Source organism: Dactylosporangium sp. CA-139066 (assembly GCF_050936175.1).
Taxonomy (GTDB): Bacteria; Actinomycetota; Actinomycetes; order Mycobacteriales; family Micromonosporaceae; genus Dactylosporangium.
The window spans coordinates 2,853,414-2,873,867 of sequence record NZ_JBNJNH010000001.1; the positions used below are offsets into that span (position 1 = coordinate 2,853,414).

Genomic DNA, 20,454 nt, shown 5'->3' on the forward strand with positions numbered 1-20,454 from the left:
ATGACGCTGCGTGAAGCTGCGCCTGCGAGTACCGCAATGTCGATCGCAACACATTGAGGGGCATTCACGGGCGGTTCACTCAGCAGCTGCGCCGGCCAGCCCGTACGCGCGCCCGCCCGATCTTTGTTGATAGGTTTCGGCAATGGGGCACGTGCGGGCGGCGTTCTTCCTCGACTTCGACAACGTGTTCAGCGGGCTGTTCAAGCTCGACCCCGAGGTCGCCGTCCTGTTCGCCACCGAGCCGGGGCAGTGGCTGGGGCGGCTGGCCAACACGCTGACCGCCGACGCCCCCCGCCGCTGGCTCATCCTGCGCTGCTACCTCAACCCGGCCGGCTGGGTGAACCACCGCGACGGCGCCGGCGAGCCCACCCGGCTGTACTTCTCCCGCTTCCGCCCGTCGTTCGTGCGCGCCGGCTTCGAGGTGATCGACTGCCCGCGGTACAACGCCACGAAGAACGCCGCCGACATCCGCATCGTCGTCGACGCGGTGGACGCGCTGGCCGACGACACCCGCTACGACGAGTTCGTCATCGCCTCCGGCGACTCCGACATGACCCCGCTGCTGCAGCGCCTGCGCCGGGCCGACCGGCGCACGATGGTCGTGTCGCCGGCCGACGCCGCCGAGGCGTTCACCGCGATCGCCGACCAGCTGCTCGACAGCCAGCAGCTGCTGGCGCTGGTGCAGGGCGAGCCGGTCGACCTCGACGACGAGGCCGAGGCGGCCTTCGCCGACGCCGCGAACACCGACGAGGCCTACGCCCAGTTCCGGGCCATCGTCACCGCCGACTACGAGGCGGCGCAGGACCCGCTCAACATGGCGGCACTGGCGTACCGGCTGCGCGGCGAGCTCGGCCCGGTCGTCGGCACCAGCAACTGGTTCGGCTTCGGCAGCTTCGCCCGCGCCGTGGAGGCGCTGCAGCTGCCGGGCCTGCGCATGTCCCAGCACCTGCTGTGGCACGAAGGCCGGCACCCCACGCCGGAGCCGTCCTCGCCCGGCGCGCCCCGCACGGCGCTGCCCGAGCCCGTCGAGCGCCTCGCCGATCAGCTCAGCCTGCCCCGGCTGCCGCAGGCGTGGTGGCCCTCGATCTACGAGACGCTCTCGGCGTACGCCCGGGAGCACCGCTTCAACCTCACCCAGTGCACCAGCTGGTCCCGCGACCGGCTGCGCGACGGCGGCGTGCCGGTCAGCCGCGGCGCGGTGGCGTTCGTGGTGCGCGGCACCTCGTTCGGCGGCTCCCCGCTGCACCGCCAGCCCCCGCCGACCGCGGCCGAGATCGGCACCGCGTTCGTCAACAACGTCCTGAGCCGCGCCGAGGCCGCTCAGATCCCGTTCACCGAGGACGAGGAGACGGCGATCCGGGCCTGGCTCAGCCCCGACCCTCTCGACTGAAGCACGGCCGCGGTCAGGGCCGCCGTCAGCGCGACCAGGACCCCGGCGCCGGCCAGCGTCGCGGCGTCCGGCTCCAGCAGCGGCTGGCCGCGCAGGGCCTGCCAGGTCAGCAGGGCGAGCAGCCCCGCGTATCCGGCCGCGGCCACCCGCACCAGCCGCACCCGCGTGCGCACCGCGCCGAACCGGGCCGGGTAGCGGGCGGCGAGCATCGCCAGCAGCAGCGCGAGCAGCGGCAGCGCCTGCAGCGCGTGGATGCCCGTGAAGTGCGGGATGCGCAGGTCGCCGCCGGTCGTCGACCAGCCGGTGACCGGCATCGACGGCCCGCCGTCGGCCACGCCGACGCTGTGCGCGCCGAGCATTGCCGGGCTGCCGCCGCGGCCGAGCTCGGCCCGCTGGGCGGCGGTCGGCGCCGTCATGAGGAAGCCCAGCAGCATGCCGGCCAGCGAGAGCGCGAAGCCCAGCCGGGCGGCCGAGCGCACCACCGGGTCGGCGTCGCGCTGGATGGCGACCACGACGGCCACGACGAGGCTGGCCGTCCACAGCACGACCACGGTGGTACCCATGAGGCTCCACACGGTCTCGTCGAACGGCGTGGCGTGGTTGAAGTGGCTGGCCCGGCCGCGCGCGGCCTGCAGCACGATGGCGACCATCTCGCCCGCGGACGCGGCCGCCACGACCGTGGCCGCCCACCAGCCGGTGCGCCGGGCCCGCTTGGCGAAGCGCAGCAGCCAGGCCAGCGTGACGGCGTACACGCCGAGCGACACGGCGAACTTGAACGGCTTGAGCCAGGCGGGGCTGCCGCCGATGGTGCGGTCGTCGACGATGAGCCCGGCGAGCGCGACGAGGGTGAGCACGCCCATCGCGGCGGCGAACCACAGCAGCGGGCGGTGCCAGCGGCCGGCGGCCGGCGGTGCGGACAGGGAGTTCGGCATGCCTCGACGATGCCGCCGGGCGCCGCGCGCGTCAGGCCCGCGCGCCCCCGGATCGATGGTGAGGCTGTCCCTACCGGGCGTCCGCCGGCGAGGGGCCCGCAGGTATCGGCGATGGTCGCTGCCAGCGCGGATCGTAGTACCGTACGCCTCGTGGTCACGGCGGCGCAGTTCGAGGTCCTCGGGCCGCTCGCGGTGTCGGCCGGCGGGCGGGCCGTGCCCGTCAGCGGGTCCCGCGCGCAGCGGGTGCTGGCGGCGCTGCTGCTGCACGCCGGGCGCCCGGTCGACATCGCGACGCTGGTCGACTACGCCTGGGACGACCCGCCGTCGACGGCGCGGCAGCAGATCCACACGGTGGTGTACCGGCTGCGGCGCCTGCTCGGCGAGCGCGTCCAGACCGTCGAGGTCGGCTACCGCCTCGACCTCGACGGCGCCCGGCTGGACGCCGACGATTTCGCGCGGGGTGTACTGCGGGGACGCACCCTGCTCGCCAACGCCGACGCCCCCGGGGCGGCCGCCGCGCTGCGCGAGGCGCTGGAGCTCTGGCGCGGGCGGGCGCTGGCCGGCCTGCCGGGGGAGCGGCTGCGGCTGCACGGCGTGCGGCTGGAGGAGGAGCGCCTGGCCGCGCTGGAGGAGTGCGCCGAGATCGAGCTGGGCCTCGGCCGGCACCGGCAGCTGGTCGGCGAGCTGCAGGCGTACGCCGCCGAGCACCCGCTGCGCGAGCGGATCGCCGCCCTGCTCATCACCGCGCTGACCCGCGACGGGCGGCAGGCCGACGCGATCGCGCACTACCACCGGGTCGTGGCCACGCTGCGCGACGAGCTCGGCGTGGAGCCCGGCCCGGCCCTGCGCGACGCCTACCTCGACACCCTGCGCAGCGCCGGCGCGCCACCGCCGGCCGCCGCGCCGGGCCGCCTGCCGCGGGCGCCGCGCCGGCTCGTCGGCCGCGACGCGGAGCTGCGCCGGCTGCTGGCCGCGGCCCGCGACGGCGCCGGCCGCGGCGACCGCCCGCGGGTCGTGGTCGTCGACGGCATGGCCGGCGTCGGCAAGTCGGCGCTCGCACTCACCGCCGCGCACGCCCTCGCCGAGGGCCGCCCCGGCGCCCGCCTGTACATCGACCTGCACGGCCACAGCGAGCGCGAGCCGGTCGACCCGCACGAGGCCCTCGGCGTGCTGCTGCGCCAGCTCGGCGCGGTCCCGCCGCCCGACGGGGCCGAGCGGGCCGAGCTGTGGGCCGGCCGCATGCGCGAGCTGGCCGGCGTCGTCGTGCTCGACAACGCGGCCGGCGCCGCGCAGGTCGAGCCGCTGCTGCCGCCCCAGGGCCCGAGCGTCGTCGTGGTGACCAGCCGCACCCGCCTGGGCCCCATCGAGGGCGCCGCCGCGCTGTCGCTCGAGCCGCTAGGCCCCGACGGCGCCGTGGAGCTGCTGCGCGACACCGCCGACGAGCGCGTCGACGACGACCCGGGCGCGGCCACCGCCGTCGCCGGCCTGTGCGGCGGCCTCCCGCTCGCCCTGCGCCTCGTCGGCCACCGCCTCCGCCACCGTCCGCGCTGGACGGTCGGGATGCTCGCCGAGCAGCTCAGCTTCGCCTCCCACGAGCCGATCCGGGTCGCCGCCGAGGGCTGGAGCACGGCGGCGGCGTTCGACCTGTCGTACCGCGCGCTGCCCGAGCCCCAGCAGCGCCTCTTCCGCCGCCTCGGCCTGCACCCGGCCGGCACGCTGGAGGCCGAGGCGGCCGCGGTGCTCGCCGAGGTACCCGTCGCCGAGGTCCGCTACCTGCTCGACGACCTCGTCGAGGTCAACCTGGTGCAGGCCGACGTGCCCGGCCGCTACCGCCTGCACGACCTCCTGCGCGCGTACGCCGAGACGCTCGTCGCCGACGAGGAGCGCCACCCCGCGATCGTGCGCATGCTGGAGTACTACCTGGGCGCGCTCGGCGCCGCCGGCGAGTACCTGGAGGAGCCCGAGTCCGAGCCCGAGGTGCCGGCCGGGACGCGGGTCTTCGCCACCTCGGCCGAGGGCACCGACTGGATCCTCGAGCACTGGCCGTGCCTGCGGGCGCTCGTCGAGCTTTCGCACCGGTGCGGCGAGTACCGGTACACCCTGCTGCTGGCTCGCCTGTCCTTCAACCCGGCCCGGACGCTGGGCTACAGCGGCGCCGCGCTGGCCCTGGCCGACCGCGCCGTCGCGGCCGCCGACGCGCTGGGCGACGACCTGCTGGCCGCCCGCACCTGCCGCACGGTCGCCGGCATCTACCTGCGTCTCGGCCGCTACGGCGACTGCCACGCCCTGCTGGAGCGCTCGCAGGGCGTGTTCCGCCGCCACGGCGCTGCGCGCGAGGCGCTGATGCAGCAGTCGCTGCAGGTCATCGTGCTGCGCCACCAGGGCCTGCTGCGCGACGCCCTGGACCTGGCCCAGCGCACCGTCGCCGAGGCCGAGGCGACCGGCGACACCCGGGCCGCGGTCACGGCCCTGGCCGAGGGCGGCACCGTCCTGCACCTGCTGGGCCGCCCCGAGGAGGGCGCCTCGATGATCGCCCGCGCCTGGGCCGTGCGCCGCGACCGCGTCCAGGCCAGCAACGCGGTCGCCCTCGGCTGGCTCGGCAGCGCCCTGGTGGCGATGCACCGCCCCGCCGCCGCGGGCCTCGTGCTCATGTGGACGATCGGCCTGAAGCGCCTGCACGGCAACCTGGGCGGCGCCGCGGAGGCCCTGGCCGAGTACGGCCGGTTGGTGGCGTTGCAGGGCGACCCGGAGGCGGGACTGCGCTACCAGCGGCAGGCCTACGACGAGGCCCGCCGCTTCGGCGACGGCTACTTCGACCCGATCGTCGCCAACCACCTGGGCGAGACCCTGACGATGCTCGGCCGCACCGCCGAGGCCGTCACGGAACACGAGCGCGTCCTGCGCGACGCCGGCCAGCGCATGCCCTACGAGCGCGCCCGCGCCCACGCGGGCCTGGCCGCCGCCCTGCGCACCACGGACCCGGCGCGCGCCGGTCTGGCCCGCGCGCTGGCGGTCGCCGAGTTCGCGGGGATGGGCCTGGACGAGGCCGCGATCCGCCGGATGTGCCCGTAGCGCCGCGCAGGTCACCGCCCGCCTCCTGTTCACCGGTCGGCATGTCCCTGCTCCGTATCGGCGATCGCGAGCCGGGTCGCCCGGCGGGCCGGGCGCGTCGTGCGGGTGCCGCCGGGCCGCCGGCGGCAACGTCCTCCGGTGAAACAGGCGCTGGCGTGACGACTGGGCGGTCGCTATGGTTACGTAGTCATGACTACGATTTCACAGAGGTGACCGGTGACCGTTCTGAAGCAGGCGCAGCGTTCGGGCCGGCCGGAACAGCAGTCCGTTGCCGAGGTTGTCGCGGGCATCATCGACGATGTCCGGCGGCGGGGTGACGAGGCGGTGCGGGCCTGTTCGGAGAAGTTCGACGGCTGGAGCCCGCCGAGCTTCCGGTTGAGCGGCGATGAGATCGAGCGGATCGTGGCGCGGGTGCCGGCAACCGTGATCGACGACATCCGTTTCGTCCAGACGCAGGTGCGCGGGTTCGCGGCGCGTCAGCGGGCGTCGATGACCGACATCGAGGTGGAGACGCTGCCGGGCGTGCGGCTGGGGCACCGGCACATCCCGGTCGCCGCGGCCGGGGCGTACGTGCCCGGCGGCCGATACCCGCTGGTGGCCTCCGCGCACATGACCGTGGTCACCGCGAAGGTCGCCGGCGTGTCCCGGGTGGCGGCCTGCACCCCGCCGATTCGCGGCGTGGTGCCGGACGCCACCGTCGCCGCCCTGCACCTCGCCGGCGCCGACGAGATCTACCTTCTGGGCGGCGTGCAGGCCATTGCCGCGCTCGCGCTCGGAACCGAGTCGATCCCCCGGGTGGACATGCTCGCCGGGCCGGGCAACGCCTACGTGGCGGAGGCGAAGCGCCAGCTGTTCGGCGAGGTCGGCATCGACCTGTTCGCCGGGCCGACGGAGATCCTGGTGCTCGCCGACGACACGGCGGATCCGTTCGTGGTCGCGGTGGATCTGCTGAGCCAGGCGGAGCACGGTCCCGATTCGCCGGCGGTGCTGATCACGACGTCGCGGCCGCTGGCCGAGCGGGTGCTGCGGCACATCGACGAGATCCTGCCCGGCATGCCGACGCGGGACATGGCCGGGCCCGCCTGGCGCGACCACGGGCAGGTGCACGTCGTGCCCGGCCCGGACGAGATGTTCGCGTTGGCGGACGAGTTCGCCAGTGAGCACGTGGAGGTGCTCACCGCCTCGCCGCGCGACGCGCTGGATCGGATGCGCAACTACGGCGCGCTGTTCCTGGGCGAAGGCACCTGCGTCTCGTACGGGGACAAGGTGATCGGGACGAACCACGTGCTGCCCACCCGGGGCGCGGCCAGGTACACCGGCGGGCTGTGGGTCGGCAAGTACCTCAAGACGGTGACCTACCAGGAGGTGCTCGACCCGCAGGCGAGCGCCGAGCTGGGCCGGATCTGTGGCCGGGCCAGCCGGGTGGAGCTGTTCGAGGGCCACGCCCGGTCCGGTGACGTGCGTGCGGCGAAGTACGCCGGCGACCCGCTGAGCTGGATCGAGCACGACCTGCACAGGGCCGCCGCGTCGTGACCCGCGAGCAGTCGCGCGGGCCGGGGCGGGGTTGGACTTCCGGCTGGACGGCGGCCTCGGCCGGTCCATCGCCGACGGCCGGCCTGATCACCGGTCATACGCTGGTGGTCGACGGCGGGTGGACCGCCCGGTAGACGTGGGAGCAGAGATTCGATGGTCACCAGCAGGGACGTGGCACAACTGGCGGGTGTTTCGCAGTCGACGGTCTCGCGGGTGCTGCGCGACGCCGGTCCCGTCAACGCCGAGACACGCACCCGGGTGCTGGCGGCCGCGGCGCAGATCGGGTACCAGCCCAATGCGCTGGCGCGGGCGATGCGGACCCGGCGCAGCGGCACGGTCGGCGTGGTGGTCTCGGACCTGACCAACCCGTTCTACCCGGGACTGATCGAGGAGCTGAGCGCGGAGCTGGGCCGGGCCGGATGCCGGATGGCGCTGTGGACGTCCGCGGGTCCGGGGCAGGACGCGGCACTGGAGGCGATCCGGCAGGGTGTGCTGGACGGTGTGCTGTTCACGGCGGCGACGGCGAAGTCGGCGGCCCTGCGGGAGGCGATGCGGGCCGGTGCCCCGGCCGTCACCCTCAACCGGGCCAGCCCGGGCTGGCAGTGCGACCAGGTGGTGAGCGACAACCGGGCCGGCAGCCAGCGGATCGCGAGGTACTTTGCCGCCGCCGGGCATCGGCGGGTGGGCTACATCGGCGGGCCGGCGGCGCCGAGCACGTCCGCGGACCGGGAGAAGGGCTTCCTCAGCGGCCTCGCGGCCGTCGGGCTGTCGCTGCCCGAGGCCTGTCGCCGCGACGGCGACTTCACCTACCGGCGCGGGCGGGAAGCCATGCGTGAACTGCTGTCCCTGACCCGGCCGCCGACGGCGGTGTTCTGCGTCAACGACCTGACCGCCCTCGGCGCGCTGGACGGCGCCCGGTCACTCGGCCGGGCGGTGCCCGACGACGTGTGGGTCGTCGGGTACGACGACATTGCGATGGCGTCGTGGGACGCCTTCGACCTGACCACGGTTCGGCAGCCGACCGGGGAGATGGCACGCATCGCGGTGCAGCTGCTGCTGTCGCGGGTGGCCGAGCCGGCCACCGCGCCGCGCCGGGTCACGATGCCGGCCGAGCTCGTCGTGCGCGGCTCCACCGCACATCACGGTGGCGATGAGACCCGATCGGCGGGCAAGCCGCCGGCCACCCGGGCCAGGCGCCCGGCCACCCCTACCCGCGAGCCGCGGCTCGCCCGATCCCGATGAGGAACCCTTGAACACAGCATCGTCGCTTCTGTCCACGCTCGTCACCGACGGGCCACCGCCGGTCGGTGGGCCGCGCCCGGCCATCCTGCCACTACGGCACGACGCGGGTCTGGTGACGGTCTCCGGCCAGACCGCGGTCGGCTCCGACGGGTCGCTGCGCCACACCGGAGCCGTGGGCGACGGCGCACTGAGCCTGGCGCAGGCCCGGGACTGCGCGTGGCAGTGCGCGCTCAACGTGCTCGCCGTGCTGCAACGGGAGCTGGGCAGCCTGGACCGGATCGAGCAGGTCGACCGCATCACGGTGTACGTCGCCAGCGTCCCCGGGTTCACCGACCAGCACCTGGTCGCGGACGCGGCGACCGAGGCCTTCCTGCGGGTGCTGGGAGAGCGGGGTGCGCACGCCCGGACGGCGCTGGGTGTCGCGGCGCTGCCCACCGGCAGTCCCACCGAGGTGGACGCGATCGTCCGGGTCCGGCCCGAGTAGGCCGGCTCGGCCGGGCCGGACCCGGCGGGCCGGCCGACCGGCCGGCCCGCCGGGCGCCGCTACGGCAGGCTCAGGCCCAGGGCGCCCAGCGCATCGGCGTGGATGATGCGGTCGATGACCTCGGTGGAGATGCGCGGCAGCGCGGTGCCGTCGAGGATGTCGTTGACCCGGCGCAGGCCGGCGATCGCTTCGTCGGTGTTGGCGATCGGGTAGTCGGATCCCAGGAGCAGCTTGCCGGCCGCGCCCCACTCGGTGGCGTACAGCAGCGACTCGTAGCAGACCCACGGTCGCAGGTAGATCGAGGAGACGTCGGCGTACACGTGGGGGTGCTTGCGGATGGTGGCCACGGTCTCGCGGCCCCACGGGTGGCCCATGTGCGCCATGACGATGCGCAGTTCGGGGAAGCGCAGCGCCACCTCGTCGGTGACCAGCGGGTAGGTGTACCGGAGCGGGGCCTGGCGGATCGGTGACGCGCCCTGGTGGAACAGGATGGGCAGGCCGGTGCGCTCGGCGTGGGCGTACAACGCGACGGCCTCGTCGCACAGCGGGTCGAAGTTCTGGTAGTTGGGGCCGAGCTTGATGCCCACCAGGCCCCGTTCCCGCCACTTCTCGACCTCGTCGATGACGCCGGGCCACAGCGGGCTGACCGACATGAAACCGATCCGCTTGTGCGGCGCGTCCGCGCAGAACGCGGCCGTTGCTTCGTTGGTGTCCTCGGGGCGGTACTTCATGCCGGTCGCGCTCAACGGGTCGTCGACCGCGATGTTGAACACGATCGAGACGTCACAGCCGGCCATGGCGCGGTCGTAGTCGTCCCACGAGTTCGTGGTCACCACCGTGCGGTCCGTGCGCCAGCCGTCGTAGCTGAGCACCTCCTCGGCCGGCACCGCGTGGCGATGGGTGGGCGTGTGCGCGTGGACGTCGACAATCACGCTGCGGTCCTCAATTCTTCACGACGGCGACCTCGGCGGCCGCGACGGCGATGATGCGCTCGGACAGCCGCGCCACGCATCGGGCGAACCACCATGCGCCGGCCTCGGCGCTGGCGCCGAACGGGTCATCGGTGTATCCGTCGAGGTGCCGCCAGATCTCGTTGTCGTGCATCATCACGTCGGGGACGTCGGGCACTGCCGGCGGTGACGGGCGGTGTGGGGCGGCGCCGGCCGGTGCCGGACGCAGGTGCGCCATCATCGAGGTCTCGAAGGCGCCGGCGTGCCCCGGAATCGGGGTGGCGGGCTGCGGGTCCTCGCCCGCCCGGCGGTCATCCGGTCCGGTGAGCAGCTGCCAGTAGTCCAGGTGACCCACCGACAACCCGTGCCGGCTGGCCGCCGCGGCGCTCGCGGCGTGGCACGCGCCCCGGTTGCCACCGTGCCCGTTGACGATGAGCAGCCGCCGGCCGCCGGCCGCGGCCACCGACCGGGACAGGTCGATCAGCACCTGGGTGAGCGTCTCGACGGTCAGCGAGAGTGTGGCGCCGAAGGGGAAGTGGTGGTCCGATGCGCCGAACCGCAGCGTGGGCGCGAGCACCAGATCCCGCGGCGCGCTCGGTGCGGCCTGCCGCACCGCCGCCTCGACGGCCGCCTCCACGATGAACGCGTCGGTGCCGGTCGGCAGGTGCGGACCGTGCTGCTCGACGGCGCCGACGGGCAGCACCACCAGTGCCGACGGCAGGCGCTGCCGCAGGGTTTCCCGATCGCAGTCCGCCCAGTGCACTAGCGCCACGCTCAACACCCAACCTGTGGCTCAACCGCAGCGGCGATGCGCCCTGTGGTGCCTCGAAACGATCTCGGCCTCCCGACCATAGGCGCGTTTCTCGGTGCCACGCAAGGGTTCTCGGCTGTTGACGTCGAGTTGTGACTACGTAGTCTGAATGCGAGGGAGAGGGGGCCGCCGTGACAGCCGGAGCACCGGACGTGGTGACCTGTGGCGAGGCGATGATGCTGCTGCTGGCCGAGCCGGGCGTACCGCTCGCACGGTCGTGGCAGTTTCGCCGTTCGGTCGCCGGCGCGGAGAGCAACGTGGCGATCGGTCTGGCCCGCCTCGGGCATCCGGTCCGCTTCATCGGGGCGGTCGGCGACGACCCGGCCGGCGACGTTGTGCTGCAGGTGCTGCGCGGTGAGGGCGTGGACGTCGCCGCGGTACGGGTCGATCCGGACGCGCCGACCGGCCTGCTGCTGCGCGACTGCCACGCCGAGCGGGGGATCGACGTGCAGTACTACCGCGCCGGCTCCGCCGCGTCGCTGATGTCGCCGGACCGGGTGGCGGTGCCGGCCGGGACGCGCATCGTCCACGTCACCGGCATCACCGCCATGCTCTCCGATTCGGCGTATGCCACGACGCTGCGGCTCATCGACGCGGCGCGTGAGGCCGGCGCCCTGCTGTCCTTCGATCCCAACGTGCGGCACAAGCTCGGCGGCCGCGACCGGTGGCGTGCGGTCGTCGCCCCGTTGCTCGAGCGGGCGGATCTGGTCGTGGCCGGCTCGGAGGAGTTGGAGATGCTGACCGGCGAAGGCGGCGAACGGTCGGTGACCCGCCTGCGGGCGGCCGGGGTGAGGACCGTCGTCGTGAAGCACCCGGACAAGTCGGCGGTGCTGACCACCGAGGGCGGCCGCTGGGCCCAACCGGCCTTCGCCGTGCGGGTCACCGATCCGGTCGGTGCCGGCGACGCGTTCGCCGCCGGCCTGCTCTCCGCGATCCTGCGCGGCCTGCCGCCCGAGCGGATGCTTGCGGAGGCCGCCGCGGTGGCGGCGCTGGTCGTCGCGTCGGCCTCCGACATCGATGGTCTGCCGACCGCCGCCGAGCGGTCGCGGGCGCTGTCCCGCTTCACCGACAACACCGAGTCCGTCAATCGTTGACCGCACCTGAGCGTCAGGAGAACCGATGTACCGCTGGGACGTCATGCAGACCCTCGCCGCGCAGCGGGTGCTCGGCATCATTCGCGTTGACGGAGCCGACGCCGCGGTGCGCGCCGGCGAGACGCTGATCGACGCCGGCCTGCGCGTCATCGAGGTGTCGCTGACCACGCCCGGCGCGTTGCCCGCGATCGAGCGGCTGGCCGCGCGGCACACCGGCTGCGTGGTGGGCGCGGGCACCGTCCTCGACGAGGCCGCGGCGCGGGCCGCGATCGCCGCGGGCGCGCGGCTGGTCGTGTCGCCCAACCTGCAACGCGCGGTGGTGCGCACCGCGCACCGGTACGGCGTGGCCGTCATTCCCGGGGCGGCGACGCCGACGGAGTGGACCCGGGCGCTGGAATGGGGTGCGGACGCCGTCAAGCTGTTCCCCGCCTCGGCCCAGTCCCCGGCGGTCCTGCGCGACGTCCTGGCCGCGCTCCCGCAGGTGCCGGTGGTGGCCACGGGCGGGGTCAGCCTCGAGGCGGCGCCGCAGTGGATCGCCGCCGGGGCCGTGGCCTGCGGCATCGGTTCGGCCCTGTCCGCGCACGGCGGCGATGCCGTCAGTCGACTCCTGGCGCGGCTGGCTGAGGCACGCTGACCGGGGTCCGGCCGCGGCGCGCGGCACGGGTCGCGGCGCCCGCGTCGGCGTCGGTCGCCGGCGGCGCGGCGGGGGCGGGCGCCGCGGGCGAACCGTTGCCCCAGTCGCGCGGCACGGTCCCGCCGAAGGCGGCGGTCAGCAGGGCCGCGGCGCCCCGCACCGCGCTGACGATGTCCGGCAGGCGGTCCTCGGTCATCCGGGCCGGGACGCTCGTCACGCTCAGCGCGAAGTAGGGCTGTGCGCCGGCGGCGAAGATGGGCGTGGCCACGCATTTGATCCCCAGCGTGCCCTCCTCCTCGTCCAGCGCGTATCCGCGGGATCGCACCCTGTCCAGGTCCTGGCGCAGCGCGCTGCGGGTGGCCAGCGAGTTGATCGTCTGCGTACGCAGGCGCTCGTCGGGGTAGAGCTCCTCGAACTCCTCGCGGGCCAGGGTGGCCAGCAGCGCCTTGCCGAGGCCCGCGCAGTGCGCGTACTCGCGGGTGCCGATGCGCGCCGCGACGCTGAACCCGGACGCCGGCAGCGCGCGCGCCACGTGCACGACCTCGGCGCCGGCCAGCACCCCGACGTGCACGGTCTCGCCGATCGCCCGGGCCAGCTCGGAAATCACCGGCCGGAGCCGGGCCTCGGTGTCGTACTTGTCGCCGATGAGCACGGCCAGACCGAGTGCGGAGACGCCGAGCTCGAACTCCGTGGTGTCGCCGGTGGCGCTGCGGCGGACCCAGCCGCCCCGCTCGAGTGCGTCGCACAATCGGTAGGTGGTGGTCCGGTTGAGGCCCGCAGCCTGAGCCAGCTGCCCGGCGGTCATGCCGCTCTCCGAGCCCGCCAGCTCACGCAGGATGACGAGCCCCTTCTCCAGGCTGCTCAGATCGCCGCCACCTGCCACCAGTGAAACCCCGCTCTGCGCTCGACCAAGGCTGTCCGCTCACCGTACACGGGGTCCTGCTTGGTGAACAGTCGGCTCATGGAGCCATTCCGGTGCTCGCCGGTCGCCCGGCGGTCCGAAGTGAACACCGCGTTCGTCGCGCGGCCGACCCCCCGTACCGGCTATCGGTCGAGGTACCTGCGCTGATCCGTGGGCGCCAATGCGCCGCCCGATCCGCCCAGGCTGCGGACAAATGCCCGCTGTGGGAGGGCGTCATTCTCCCGTGGAGCCTCTTGTGTTCCTCGAACGGTGATCCTAGCCTGTTCGCTACGCAGTCACAGTGTTCGCATGACTAACACGATGGCCGACGGTGTAGCGCGCGGCGCAGCGCAGGCGTTGCTCCGTCAGCAGAAGGAGCCAGGACGACGCCATGACGATCACAGGGGTCCTGCCCGTGATTCCGACACCGTTCGACCGGGGCCGGTTCGACGCGATCAGCTTCCGCCGCCTGCTCGACCACACGCTCGCGTCGGTCGACGGCTACACCGTGCTGGGCAGCACGGGAGAGGCGCCGTCGATGTCGACGCGGGAGCGGATGGACATCACCGAGGCGGCGCTCGCCATGGTCCCGCGGGACAAGACCGTCGTGGTCGGCGTGACCCACACCTCGCTGCACGAGAGCGTGCGGCTGGCCCGGCACGCCGCGCAGCACGGCGCCGCCGGCGTGCTGTGCGCGTCGCCCTACTACTTCCCGAACACCCGCGACGGCCTGCGCGGCTACCTCGCCGAGCTCTCCGCGTCCGTGGACATCGAGGTGGTGTTCTACGACAACCCCACGCCCACCGCGACCGCCGTCACCATCGAGCAGGTCCTCGAGTACGCCGCGGGGATCGCCCGGCTCAACACGGTGAAGCTGACCGACCATGGGCTGGACAAGGTGCCGGCCTGGCAACGGGCCGGGCTGACGGTGCTCGGCGGCGACGACCCGATCCTGTTCCGATACCTCGCCGCCGGCGTGGACGGTGTCATGGTCATCGCCCCGGCGATCTTCCCCGACACCTTCCGGGAGACCTGGCAGCTGGCCCGGGCCGGGCAGCTGGCCGAGGCGTTCGCCATCTTCTCCGCCGAGATCCTGCCGTTCGTGCACGTCTTCGGCATCGGCGACGAGATCGCCACGAGCAAGGCGGTGCTGCACGAGATCGGCGTGTTCACCTCCGACGAGGTACGGCTGCCGCTCGTCGGGGTGGACCAGCGGCGGCGCGAGCTGCTGGCCGAGGCCTACCGCCTGTGCCGCGACCGAACCGCCGCGCGCACCGCCTCCGGTACCGCCAGCACCGAACCGGCGGGCGCCAGATGAGCGGCCCGTCGACCGGCCAGCGCGCGATCGACGCGACCGTCGTCGACGTCCAGACCGTGCGGGTCAGCCCGACGGTCAAGCCGGAGCTGGTGGTGGCCGGCGCCCGGGGTGTCCACGACCGTTCCGACTTCCTGCTGGTGCGGGTCGTCACGTCGGCCGGGGTGACCGGCATCGGCGAGGTCAGCGCCACGCTGACCTGGAGCGGTGAGGACGGCGCCACGGGCGAGTACCTGATCCGCACCGTCCTGGCGGGCGCCGTCATCGGGCGGCCGATCGCGCCGGTGGCCGACCTGGAGCGGCGCATGGACCGCGCCCTGGCGGGTTCGCCGTTCACCAAGGCCGGCCTGTCCACCGCGCTGTGGGACGCCTACGCCCGTACCCTCGACGTCCCGCTCGCCGTCGCGCTCGGCGGCCCGTTGCAGACCGAGATACCGGTGAAGTGCTCGCTGAGCGGGGACGGCGACCGGCTGCGGGCCACCCATCGGGCGGCCGTCGCCGCCGGGTTCGCAGCCTTCAAGGTGAAGATCGGGCTGGACCCGGCCGCCGACGCGCAACGGGTGGCGCTGGCCCGGCAGCTGTGCGGACCGGACGCCTTCATCGGCCTGGACGCCAACGGCGGGTACCGGCGGGACGCGGCGCGCCGCGCGGCCGAGCTGATGCGCCCGTCGGCCCCGGCCTTCCTCGAACAGCCGGTGGAGCCGGGCGACCTTGCGGGCATGCGGCAGCTGCGCGACCTCGGGCTGCCGATCGTCGCCGACGAAAGCGTCTTCGGCACGGACGATCTGGTCTCGGTGCTGCGCGCCGAGGCGGCCGATGTGGTCAGCCTCTACATCGGCAAGAGCGGTGGCCCGGGCCGGTTGGTGTCGATGGCCCGTCTCGCGGACGCCTTCGGCCTGACCGTCGTCATCGGCTCCAACGGCGAGCTGGGCGTCGGGGCCGCGGCCCAGTTGCAGGCCGGCGCCGCGGCGGCCGGGCTGTCCACCCACATCCCCTCCGACATCATCGGCGCGCATTACTACCAGCAAGACGTGCTCGCCGAGCCGTTGACCGCCGACGGCCGCACGGCCCGGCTCCCGGACGGGCCCGGCCTGGCGGTATCGCTGCGCGAGGACATCGAGGCCCGCTTCGTCAGCGTGACCGACGACCAGGGTCGCCGCACCGACACCACCAACCCCTGACGGTTGCGGCCGCGGCCGCGACCTGGCGCCACTGGAATGGAGAGAGCATGGTCCTTCGGAGAGCTCGACTGAGCGCCTGCCTAACGCTCCTCGCGGCAACGGCGACGCTGGTCGCCGCCTGTGGAGACTCGTCCGCCACATCATCCCAGTCGAGCACGAGCCTGACCTTCACCCGCCTGGGCATCAACACCGCCGGCTTCGGGCCGAGCAACCAGAGCACCGGAAACGACGCGGTCGTCAACTCCCTGCTGTTCTCCAACCTGGTCAAGGTCGCCCCGGACGAGAAGAGCATCATCCCGGACCTCGCGCAGACCTGGGACCAGTCACCGGACGCCAAGGAGTTCACCTTCCACCTGCGCCAGGGCGTCACCTGGTCCGACGGCCAGCCCTTCACCGCCGACGACGTGGTCTTCACGGTCACCCAGGCCGCCCAGCTCGGCCCCACCGCCTACGTCGGCTACCAGCCCACCCAGTGGCGCCAGGTGGTCGGCGCGACCGAGGCGAAGGGCACCAAGAACCCGGTCTCGGGGGTGACCGCGATCGACGACCACACGGTGAAGATGACGCTGGCCGCGCCGAACGCGGAGTTCATCCGCAACCTCACCGACGCCGTCTACTCGATCGTGCCGAAGCACCTGCTGCAGGATGCCACCGCCGAGAACGTGCGCACCGTCGAGTTCAGCAAGAGCAAGCCGGTCGGCACCGGCCCGTACGTGCTGGAGAAGGCGGTGCCCGACCAGTACCTGCAGTTCAAGGCGAACCCGAAATACTTCGGCGACGCCCCCAAGATCGCCACGCTGTTCTTCAAGCTCAACGTCAAGCCCGAATCGGTGGCCGCTCAGCTGCAGTCCGGCGAACTGGGCATGGTGCTCAACGCCGCGGCCAGCGACGCGCCGGCCCTGTCGGCCGTCAAGGGACTGACCACCAAGTTCGTCGTCTCACCGGCCGCGCAGTTCCTGCAGTTCCGCACCGACCACCCGCAGGCCAAGGATGTCCGGCTGCGCCAGGCGATCTACTACGCGATCGACCGCCGCGCCATGCTCAAGAACCTGTTCGGCGACAACGGCGAGATCCGCTGGGTGCTGCCCGGCTTCGACCAGAACGACCCGGCGCTGGACCGCTACGAGTACAGCCCGGACAAGGCCAAGCAGCTGCTCGCGGCATCCGGCCTCGACCTCGGCCAGCCCTTCAAGATCTCCTACGCCCAGGGCGTCGACCCGGCCTGGGACCAGATGATGCCGGCCATCCAGAAGTACCTCAAGGACGTCGGGCTCAATGCGGTGCTGGAGCCGCTGGACTCCGCGGCCTGGTCGGCGGCGAACGCGTCCAAGGACGCCAAGTACCCGATGACCGTCAACGCCGGCGGCTCGATGGGCCTGTCGCCCGACCGCAGCTCCGGGTACTTCAACTGCAAGGCCCCGCTGAGCAGCTTCTACGCCAACTGCCAGATGGACGACCTGTACGCAAAAGCCCGCGGTACCACGGATGCGTCGACCCGCGCGGACAACTACAAGCAGGTCGCCCAGATCCTCAACCGTGACGTGCCGATGGTGGCCCTGTGGCAGACCACCACCTACAACGCCTGGACCGGCAAGCTCGGCGGCTCCTTCCAGGTCTTCGCCAACGACCGGGACAGCGCGTTCAATGTCAACGGCTGGACACTGGCCGGCTGACGCACCACCCCCAGCAGGGCAGGCACCAACCAGGGAGAGACCGCATGTGGAACTACGCGCTACGAAGACTGCTCATCGGCACGGTCGTGCTGTGGATGGTCTCCGTGATCGTCTACCTCGGTCTCTCCCTGGCACCCGGCGACGAGCTGACCGTCCGGCTCAGCCCCGAGGTCGTCGCGCAGCTGACGCCCGACCAGATCGCGGAGAAACGCCACGCCCTCGGCCTGGACCGCCCGCTGCCGCTGCGCTACGTCACCTGGCTGAAGAACACGCTGAGCGGCGACCTCGGGACCTCGTCCTCCGACGGGCTGCCGGTCGCCGAGGACATCCGGGCACACCTGGGGCCGACCGCGATGCTGGTCGGCGCCGCGCTCGTCGTCGGTACCGTCCTGGCGCTGGCGGCCGGCGTGGCGGCCGCTCTGCGCAGCGGCACGGCGACCGACTACCTGCTCGGCTCGGTACCCATCCTGCTGGTGGGCATCCCCGGCTTCGTCCTCGCCCTCGCCGCCATCTACCTGTTCAGCGTGCAGTTCGGCCTGTTCCCCACCAACGGCATGCACACCCTGGGCGACGAGTCGTTCGGCGACCTGCTGCGCCACATGGCCCTTCCGGGCAGTGTGCTGGCCATCGGGGTGGCCGCGCCGCTGATCCGGTACACCCGGGCGAGCATGCTCGACGTGCTCAGCTCGGAGTACATCGTGACCGCCCGGGCCAAGGGCCTGCGGCCCGGCCGGGTGCTGCTGGCCCACGCGTTCCGCAACGCGCTGCTGCCCATCATCACCGTCATCGGCCTGACGCTGCCGGAGATGGTGGCCGGCGCGGTCATCGTGGAGCAGGTCTTCGGCTGGCCCGGCATGGGCCAGCTCGCCGTGCGGGCCGCGGGCAACCGGGACGTGTCGCTGATGATGGGCATCGTCGTCGTCATCGCCGTCTCGGTCGTGGTCACCAACCTCCTTGCCGATCTCGCCTACGTGCGGGCCGATCCGAGGGTGCGCCTTGTCTGACCTCGACCCCACATCGCGCGCCGTGCCCGGCGACCCGGCCGAGCCCGGATCCGCAACGGATGCCGGACGCCGTCCCGCGCTGCGCCGCTTCGCCGCCCACCGCCTCGCCGTGCTCGGCGTCGGCATCCTCGCCGTGGTGATCCTGCTGGCCCTGCTGGCGCCGCTGGTCGCCACCCACGCACCGAACGACGTGGACCTCAGCGCGGTCAACCACAAGCCGGGCGGCGGTCACCTGCTCGGGGCCGACAACGTCGGCCGCGACATCTGGTCCCGGCTGGTCTTCGGCGCCCGTACGTCGCTGATCGTCGGCTTTGGTGCCGTGGCCATCTCGCTGATGATCGGCATCACCGTCGGCATGCTGGCCGGCTTCTACGGGCGGTGGACCGGCGCGCTGCTCATGCGCGTCACCGACGCGGTCATGAGCGTCCCACCGCTGGTGATGGTCATCGTCTTCGTCGCCATCGCCGGGCCGAGCCTCGCCTCGGTCACCGTGGTGATCGCGCTGACGACCTGGCCGGCGGCGGCCCGCCTGGTCCGCGGACAGGTGCTGGCCCTGCGCGAACGCGAGTTCATCACCGCCGCCGAAGTCATCGGCGTACCGCGGCGGGGCATCGTGCTGCGTCACCTGCTGCCCAACCTGCTCGGCCCGCTGTCAGTGGTCGGCACCTTCGGCGTCGCCAACGCCATCCTGGTCGAGGCCGGGCTGAGCTTTCTCGGCCTCGGCGTGCGGCCGCCGACCAGCAGCTGGGGTCAGATGGTCAACGCCGCGCAGTCGCCGGTCGTGCTCATGAACCGGCCGTGGATCTGGGTACCGGCGAGCGTCGCGATCGTGCTGACCGTCCTCGCGGTGAACTTCGTCGGCGACGGCCTGCGCGACGCGATGGACCCGAAGGGGAGCCGTTGACATCCTCCCCAGGCCTAAAAGCCGGGGACTCCAGCGGTCGCCCGCTGGGTTTCCTGCTTCGCCGACGACCGCCCCGTCCGAGAGGACTCTCGTTGAGGTCTTACACCGCCTCCACAGGCGAGCACGGAGAGCCCCTCCGCGAGGATGTTGCGGGCCGCGTTCACGTCACGGTCGTGGACGGTGCCGCACCGGCACGTCCACGACCGCACGCGCAGCGGCATCCGCTCAGCAAGCGCACCACAGACCGAGCACAGCTTCGACGACGGGAGCCAGCGGTCCACGACGACCAGATTCCGGCCATACCATTCGGACTTGTAATCCAGCATGGTGCGCAACTGCCGCCAGGCCGCGTCGGAGATGGCGCGGGCCAGGTGGTGGTTGGTGACCATGTTGCGCACGGTCAGGTCCTCGATCACGATCGTTTGGTTCTCACGAACGAGCCGAGTGGTCAGCTTGTGCAGGTGATCCCGTCTGCGGTCGGTGATCCGGGCGTGGATGCGGGCCACCGTGAGCCGGGCCTTGACCCGGTTCGCGGAGCCCTGTTCTTTCCTGGCAAGGTTCCTCTGGGCGCGGGCGAGCGCGGCCCGGTCGCGGCGCTCATGCTTCGGGTTGGTGATCCTCTCCCCGGTGGACAGGGTGAGCAGGCTGTCCAGCCCGGCATCGACACCGACCCCGCCCGCGCCGGTGGCCGCAGCCGGGGCCTGCTCGATCACGTCGTGGCAGAGCAGGGACACGAACCAGCGGCCCGCGCTGTCCTGAGACACGGTCACCGTGGACGGCGACGCGCCGTCTGGCAGCGGCCGGGACCACACGATGTCGAGGGGCTCGGTCATCTTCGCCAGGGTGAGTCGGCCGTCCCGCCACCGGAATCCGCTGGTGGTGTACTCCGCCGAGCGCCGCGACCGTTTCTTGCTCTTGAACGTCGGGTACCTGGCCCGCTTGGCGAAGAAGTTCGTGAACGCGACCTGGAGGTGGCGCAGCGCCTGCTGCAACGACACGCAGGACACCTCGTTGAGGAACGCCAGCTCCTCGGTCTTCTTCCAACCGGTCAACAGGGCCGAGGTGGAATTGTAGCCGACCCGCTCCTGGCGCAGGGTCCACGCCTCGGTGCGGGCCCGCAACGCCATGTTGTAGACCAGCCGGACACACCCGAACGTCCGGGCAAGCTCAGCAGCCTGCCCCGGGCTCGGGTAGAAGCGGTACTTGAACGCCCGCTTCACCGTCCTGGTCACGGCCCACACGATAGTGGTCTGTCGAGTGGACCCTGCGGTGACGCGCGGGTAGGCGCCGATCCGCCGTGGCGGCGGATCGGCGTTCCCTGCCCTGCTCCGCAG

At 73.0% G+C, this 20,454-nt stretch carries 17 protein-coding genes; 12 read left to right on the forward strand and 5 right to left on the reverse strand.

All coding sequences use genetic code 11. From position 1 onward, the window contains the following. Positions 1 to 142 precede the first annotated feature (142 nt). Complete coding sequence (locus ACQEVU_RS13120; protein ID WP_433323068.1) at positions 143 to 1,390, forward strand: NYN domain-containing protein; 1,248 nt, start codon at positions 143 to 145, stop codon at positions 1,388 to 1,390. Here the strand turns inward: ACQEVU_RS13120 and ACQEVU_RS13125 are convergent. Next, positions 1,321 to 2,322, reverse strand: a complete 1,002-nt coding sequence (locus tag ACQEVU_RS13125; protein ID WP_433323070.1) for a hypothetical protein — start codon at positions 2,320 to 2,322, stop codon at positions 1,321 to 1,323. The genes ACQEVU_RS13120 and ACQEVU_RS13125 overlap by 70 nt on opposite strands. Before the next feature lie 150 nt (positions 2,323 to 2,472). On the opposite strand from ACQEVU_RS13125, the gene ACQEVU_RS13130 reads away from it, so the two are divergent. The 4 genes from ACQEVU_RS13130 (at position 2,473) to ACQEVU_RS13145 (ending at position 8,653) form a co-directional block, all read left to right on the forward strand. Next, positions 2,473 to 5,394, forward strand: a complete 2,922-nt coding sequence (locus tag ACQEVU_RS13130; RefSeq protein ID WP_433323072.1) for a BTAD domain-containing putative transcriptional regulator — start codon at positions 2,473 to 2,475, stop codon at positions 5,392 to 5,394. 216 nt (positions 5,395 to 5,610) lie between these two features. Further along, positions 5,611 to 6,927, forward strand: coding sequence for a histidinol dehydrogenase (hisD, locus tag ACQEVU_RS13135; protein WP_433323074.1), 1,317 nt, complete (start codon positions 5,611 to 5,613; stop codon positions 6,925 to 6,927). A gap of 153 nt (positions 6,928 to 7,080) precedes the next feature. Then, positions 7,081 to 8,169: a LacI family DNA-binding transcriptional regulator gene (locus ACQEVU_RS13140; RefSeq protein ID WP_433323076.1), complete on the forward strand. Its 1,089-nt coding sequence runs from the start codon at positions 7,081 to 7,083 to the stop codon at positions 8,167 to 8,169. 7 nt (positions 8,170 to 8,176) lie between these two features. Then, complete coding sequence (locus ACQEVU_RS13145) at positions 8,177 to 8,653, forward strand: RidA family protein (RefSeq protein ID WP_433323078.1); 477 nt, start codon at positions 8,177 to 8,179, stop codon at positions 8,651 to 8,653. A gap of 59 nt (positions 8,654 to 8,712) precedes the next feature. Here ACQEVU_RS13145 and ACQEVU_RS13150 read toward each other — a convergent pair whose 3' ends face one another. Both ACQEVU_RS13150 and ACQEVU_RS13155 read right to left on the reverse strand, forming a co-directional pair. Beyond that, on the reverse strand, positions 8,713 to 9,585 hold the full coding sequence (locus ACQEVU_RS13150) for an amidohydrolase family protein (protein ID WP_433323080.1): 873 nt from the start codon (positions 9,583 to 9,585) through the stop codon (positions 8,713 to 8,715). Positions 9,586 to 9,595: 10 nt separating this feature from the next. Continuing rightward, positions 9,596 to 10,375 (reverse strand): creatininase family protein, encoded by a 780-nt coding sequence (locus ACQEVU_RS13155; RefSeq protein WP_433323082.1) that lies wholly within the window; start codon positions 10,373 to 10,375, stop codon positions 9,596 to 9,598. A 170-nt stretch (positions 10,376 to 10,545) separates the two neighbouring features. Here ACQEVU_RS13155 and ACQEVU_RS13160 point away from each other — a divergent pair, with 170 nt between their 5' ends. Continuing rightward, the gene (locus ACQEVU_RS13160; RefSeq protein WP_433323084.1) at positions 10,546 to 11,508 is read left to right on the forward strand and encodes a sugar kinase; all 963 of its coding nucleotides are present in this window, start codon (positions 10,546 to 10,548) and stop codon (positions 11,506 to 11,508) included. A gap of 25 nt (positions 11,509 to 11,533) precedes the next feature. Continuing rightward, complete coding sequence (locus tag ACQEVU_RS13165) at positions 11,534 to 12,142, forward strand: bifunctional 4-hydroxy-2-oxoglutarate aldolase/2-dehydro-3-deoxy-phosphogluconate aldolase (RefSeq protein ID WP_433323086.1); 609 nt, start codon at positions 11,534 to 11,536, stop codon at positions 12,140 to 12,142. On the opposite strand, the gene ACQEVU_RS13170 is transcribed toward ACQEVU_RS13165, so the two are convergent. Further along, a complete protein-coding gene (locus tag ACQEVU_RS13170) occupies positions 12,105 to 13,025 on the reverse strand; it encodes an IclR family transcriptional regulator (protein WP_433323088.1) in 921 nt (306 codons plus the stop codon). The two genes, ACQEVU_RS13165 and ACQEVU_RS13170, sit on opposite strands and share 38 nt — an antisense overlap. 409 nt (positions 13,026 to 13,434) lie before the next feature. Between ACQEVU_RS13170 and ACQEVU_RS13175 the strand changes: the two genes are divergently transcribed. Genes ACQEVU_RS13175 through ACQEVU_RS13195 form a run of 5 tightly spaced genes read left to right on the forward strand, consistent with a single transcriptional unit; the run spans position 13,435 to position 19,120 of the window. Next, positions 13,435 to 14,361 carry a dihydrodipicolinate synthase family protein gene (locus tag ACQEVU_RS13175; protein ID WP_433323090.1) on the forward strand — a complete coding sequence of 309 codons (927 nt, stop codon included), beginning with the start codon at positions 13,435 to 13,437 and terminating at the stop codon, positions 14,359 to 14,361. Then, a complete protein-coding gene (locus ACQEVU_RS13180; protein WP_433323092.1) occupies positions 14,358 to 15,539 on the forward strand; it encodes a mandelate racemase/muconate lactonizing enzyme family protein in 1,182 nt (393 codons plus the stop codon). Before ACQEVU_RS13175 ends, ACQEVU_RS13180 begins: the two co-directional genes overlap by 4 nt. A gap of 47 nt (positions 15,540 to 15,586) precedes the next feature. Further along, a complete protein-coding gene (locus tag ACQEVU_RS13185) occupies positions 15,587 to 17,212 on the forward strand; it encodes an ABC transporter substrate-binding protein (protein WP_433323094.1) in 1,626 nt (541 codons plus the stop codon). A 44-nt stretch (positions 17,213 to 17,256) separates the two neighbouring features. Then, positions 17,257 to 18,216 carry an ABC transporter permease gene (locus ACQEVU_RS13190; RefSeq protein ID WP_433323096.1) on the forward strand — a complete coding sequence of 320 codons (960 nt, stop codon included), beginning with the start codon at positions 17,257 to 17,259 and terminating at the stop codon, positions 18,214 to 18,216. After that, positions 18,209 to 19,120, forward strand: a complete 912-nt coding sequence (locus tag ACQEVU_RS13195) for an ABC transporter permease (protein ID WP_433323098.1) — start codon at positions 18,209 to 18,211, stop codon at positions 19,118 to 19,120. Before ACQEVU_RS13190 ends, ACQEVU_RS13195 begins: the two co-directional genes overlap by 8 nt. 14 nt (positions 19,121 to 19,134) lie before the next feature. On the opposite strand, the gene ACQEVU_RS13200 is transcribed toward ACQEVU_RS13195, so the two are convergent. Further along, positions 19,135 to 20,352: an RNA-guided endonuclease InsQ/TnpB family protein gene (locus tag ACQEVU_RS13200; protein ID WP_433323100.1), complete on the reverse strand. Its 1,218-nt coding sequence runs from the start codon at positions 20,350 to 20,352 to the stop codon at positions 19,135 to 19,137. Positions 20,353 to 20,454 lie beyond the last annotated feature (102 nt).

Excerpts from the sequence above, each read along its gene's own strand:
- ACQEVU_RS13125 (WP_433323070.1), bottom strand. The coding sequence starts at position 2,322 with ATGCCGAACTCCCTGTCCGCACCGCCGGCCGCCGGCCGCTGGCACCGC.
- ACQEVU_RS13140 (WP_433323076.1), top strand. The coding sequence starts at position 7,081 with ATGGTCACCAGCAGGGACGTGGCACAACTGGCGGGTGTTTCGCAGTCG.
- ACQEVU_RS13180 (WP_433323092.1), top strand. The coding sequence starts at position 14,358 with ATGAGCGGCCCGTCGACCGGCCAGCGCGCGATCGACGCGACCGTCGTC.
- ACQEVU_RS13165 (WP_433323086.1), top strand. The coding sequence starts at position 11,534 with ATGTACCGCTGGGACGTCATGCAGACCCTCGCCGCGCAGCGGGTGCTC.
- ACQEVU_RS13175 (WP_433323090.1), top strand. The coding sequence starts at position 13,435 with ATGACGATCACAGGGGTCCTGCCCGTGATTCCGACACCGTTCGACCGG.
- ACQEVU_RS13190 (WP_433323096.1), top strand. The coding sequence starts at position 17,257 with ATGTGGAACTACGCGCTACGAAGACTGCTCATCGGCACGGTCGTGCTG.
- ACQEVU_RS13120 (WP_433323068.1), top strand. The coding sequence starts at position 143 with ATGGGGCACGTGCGGGCGGCGTTCTTCCTCGACTTCGACAACGTGTTC.
- ACQEVU_RS13185 (WP_433323094.1), top strand. The coding sequence starts at position 15,587 with ATGGTCCTTCGGAGAGCTCGACTGAGCGCCTGCCTAACGCTCCTCGCG.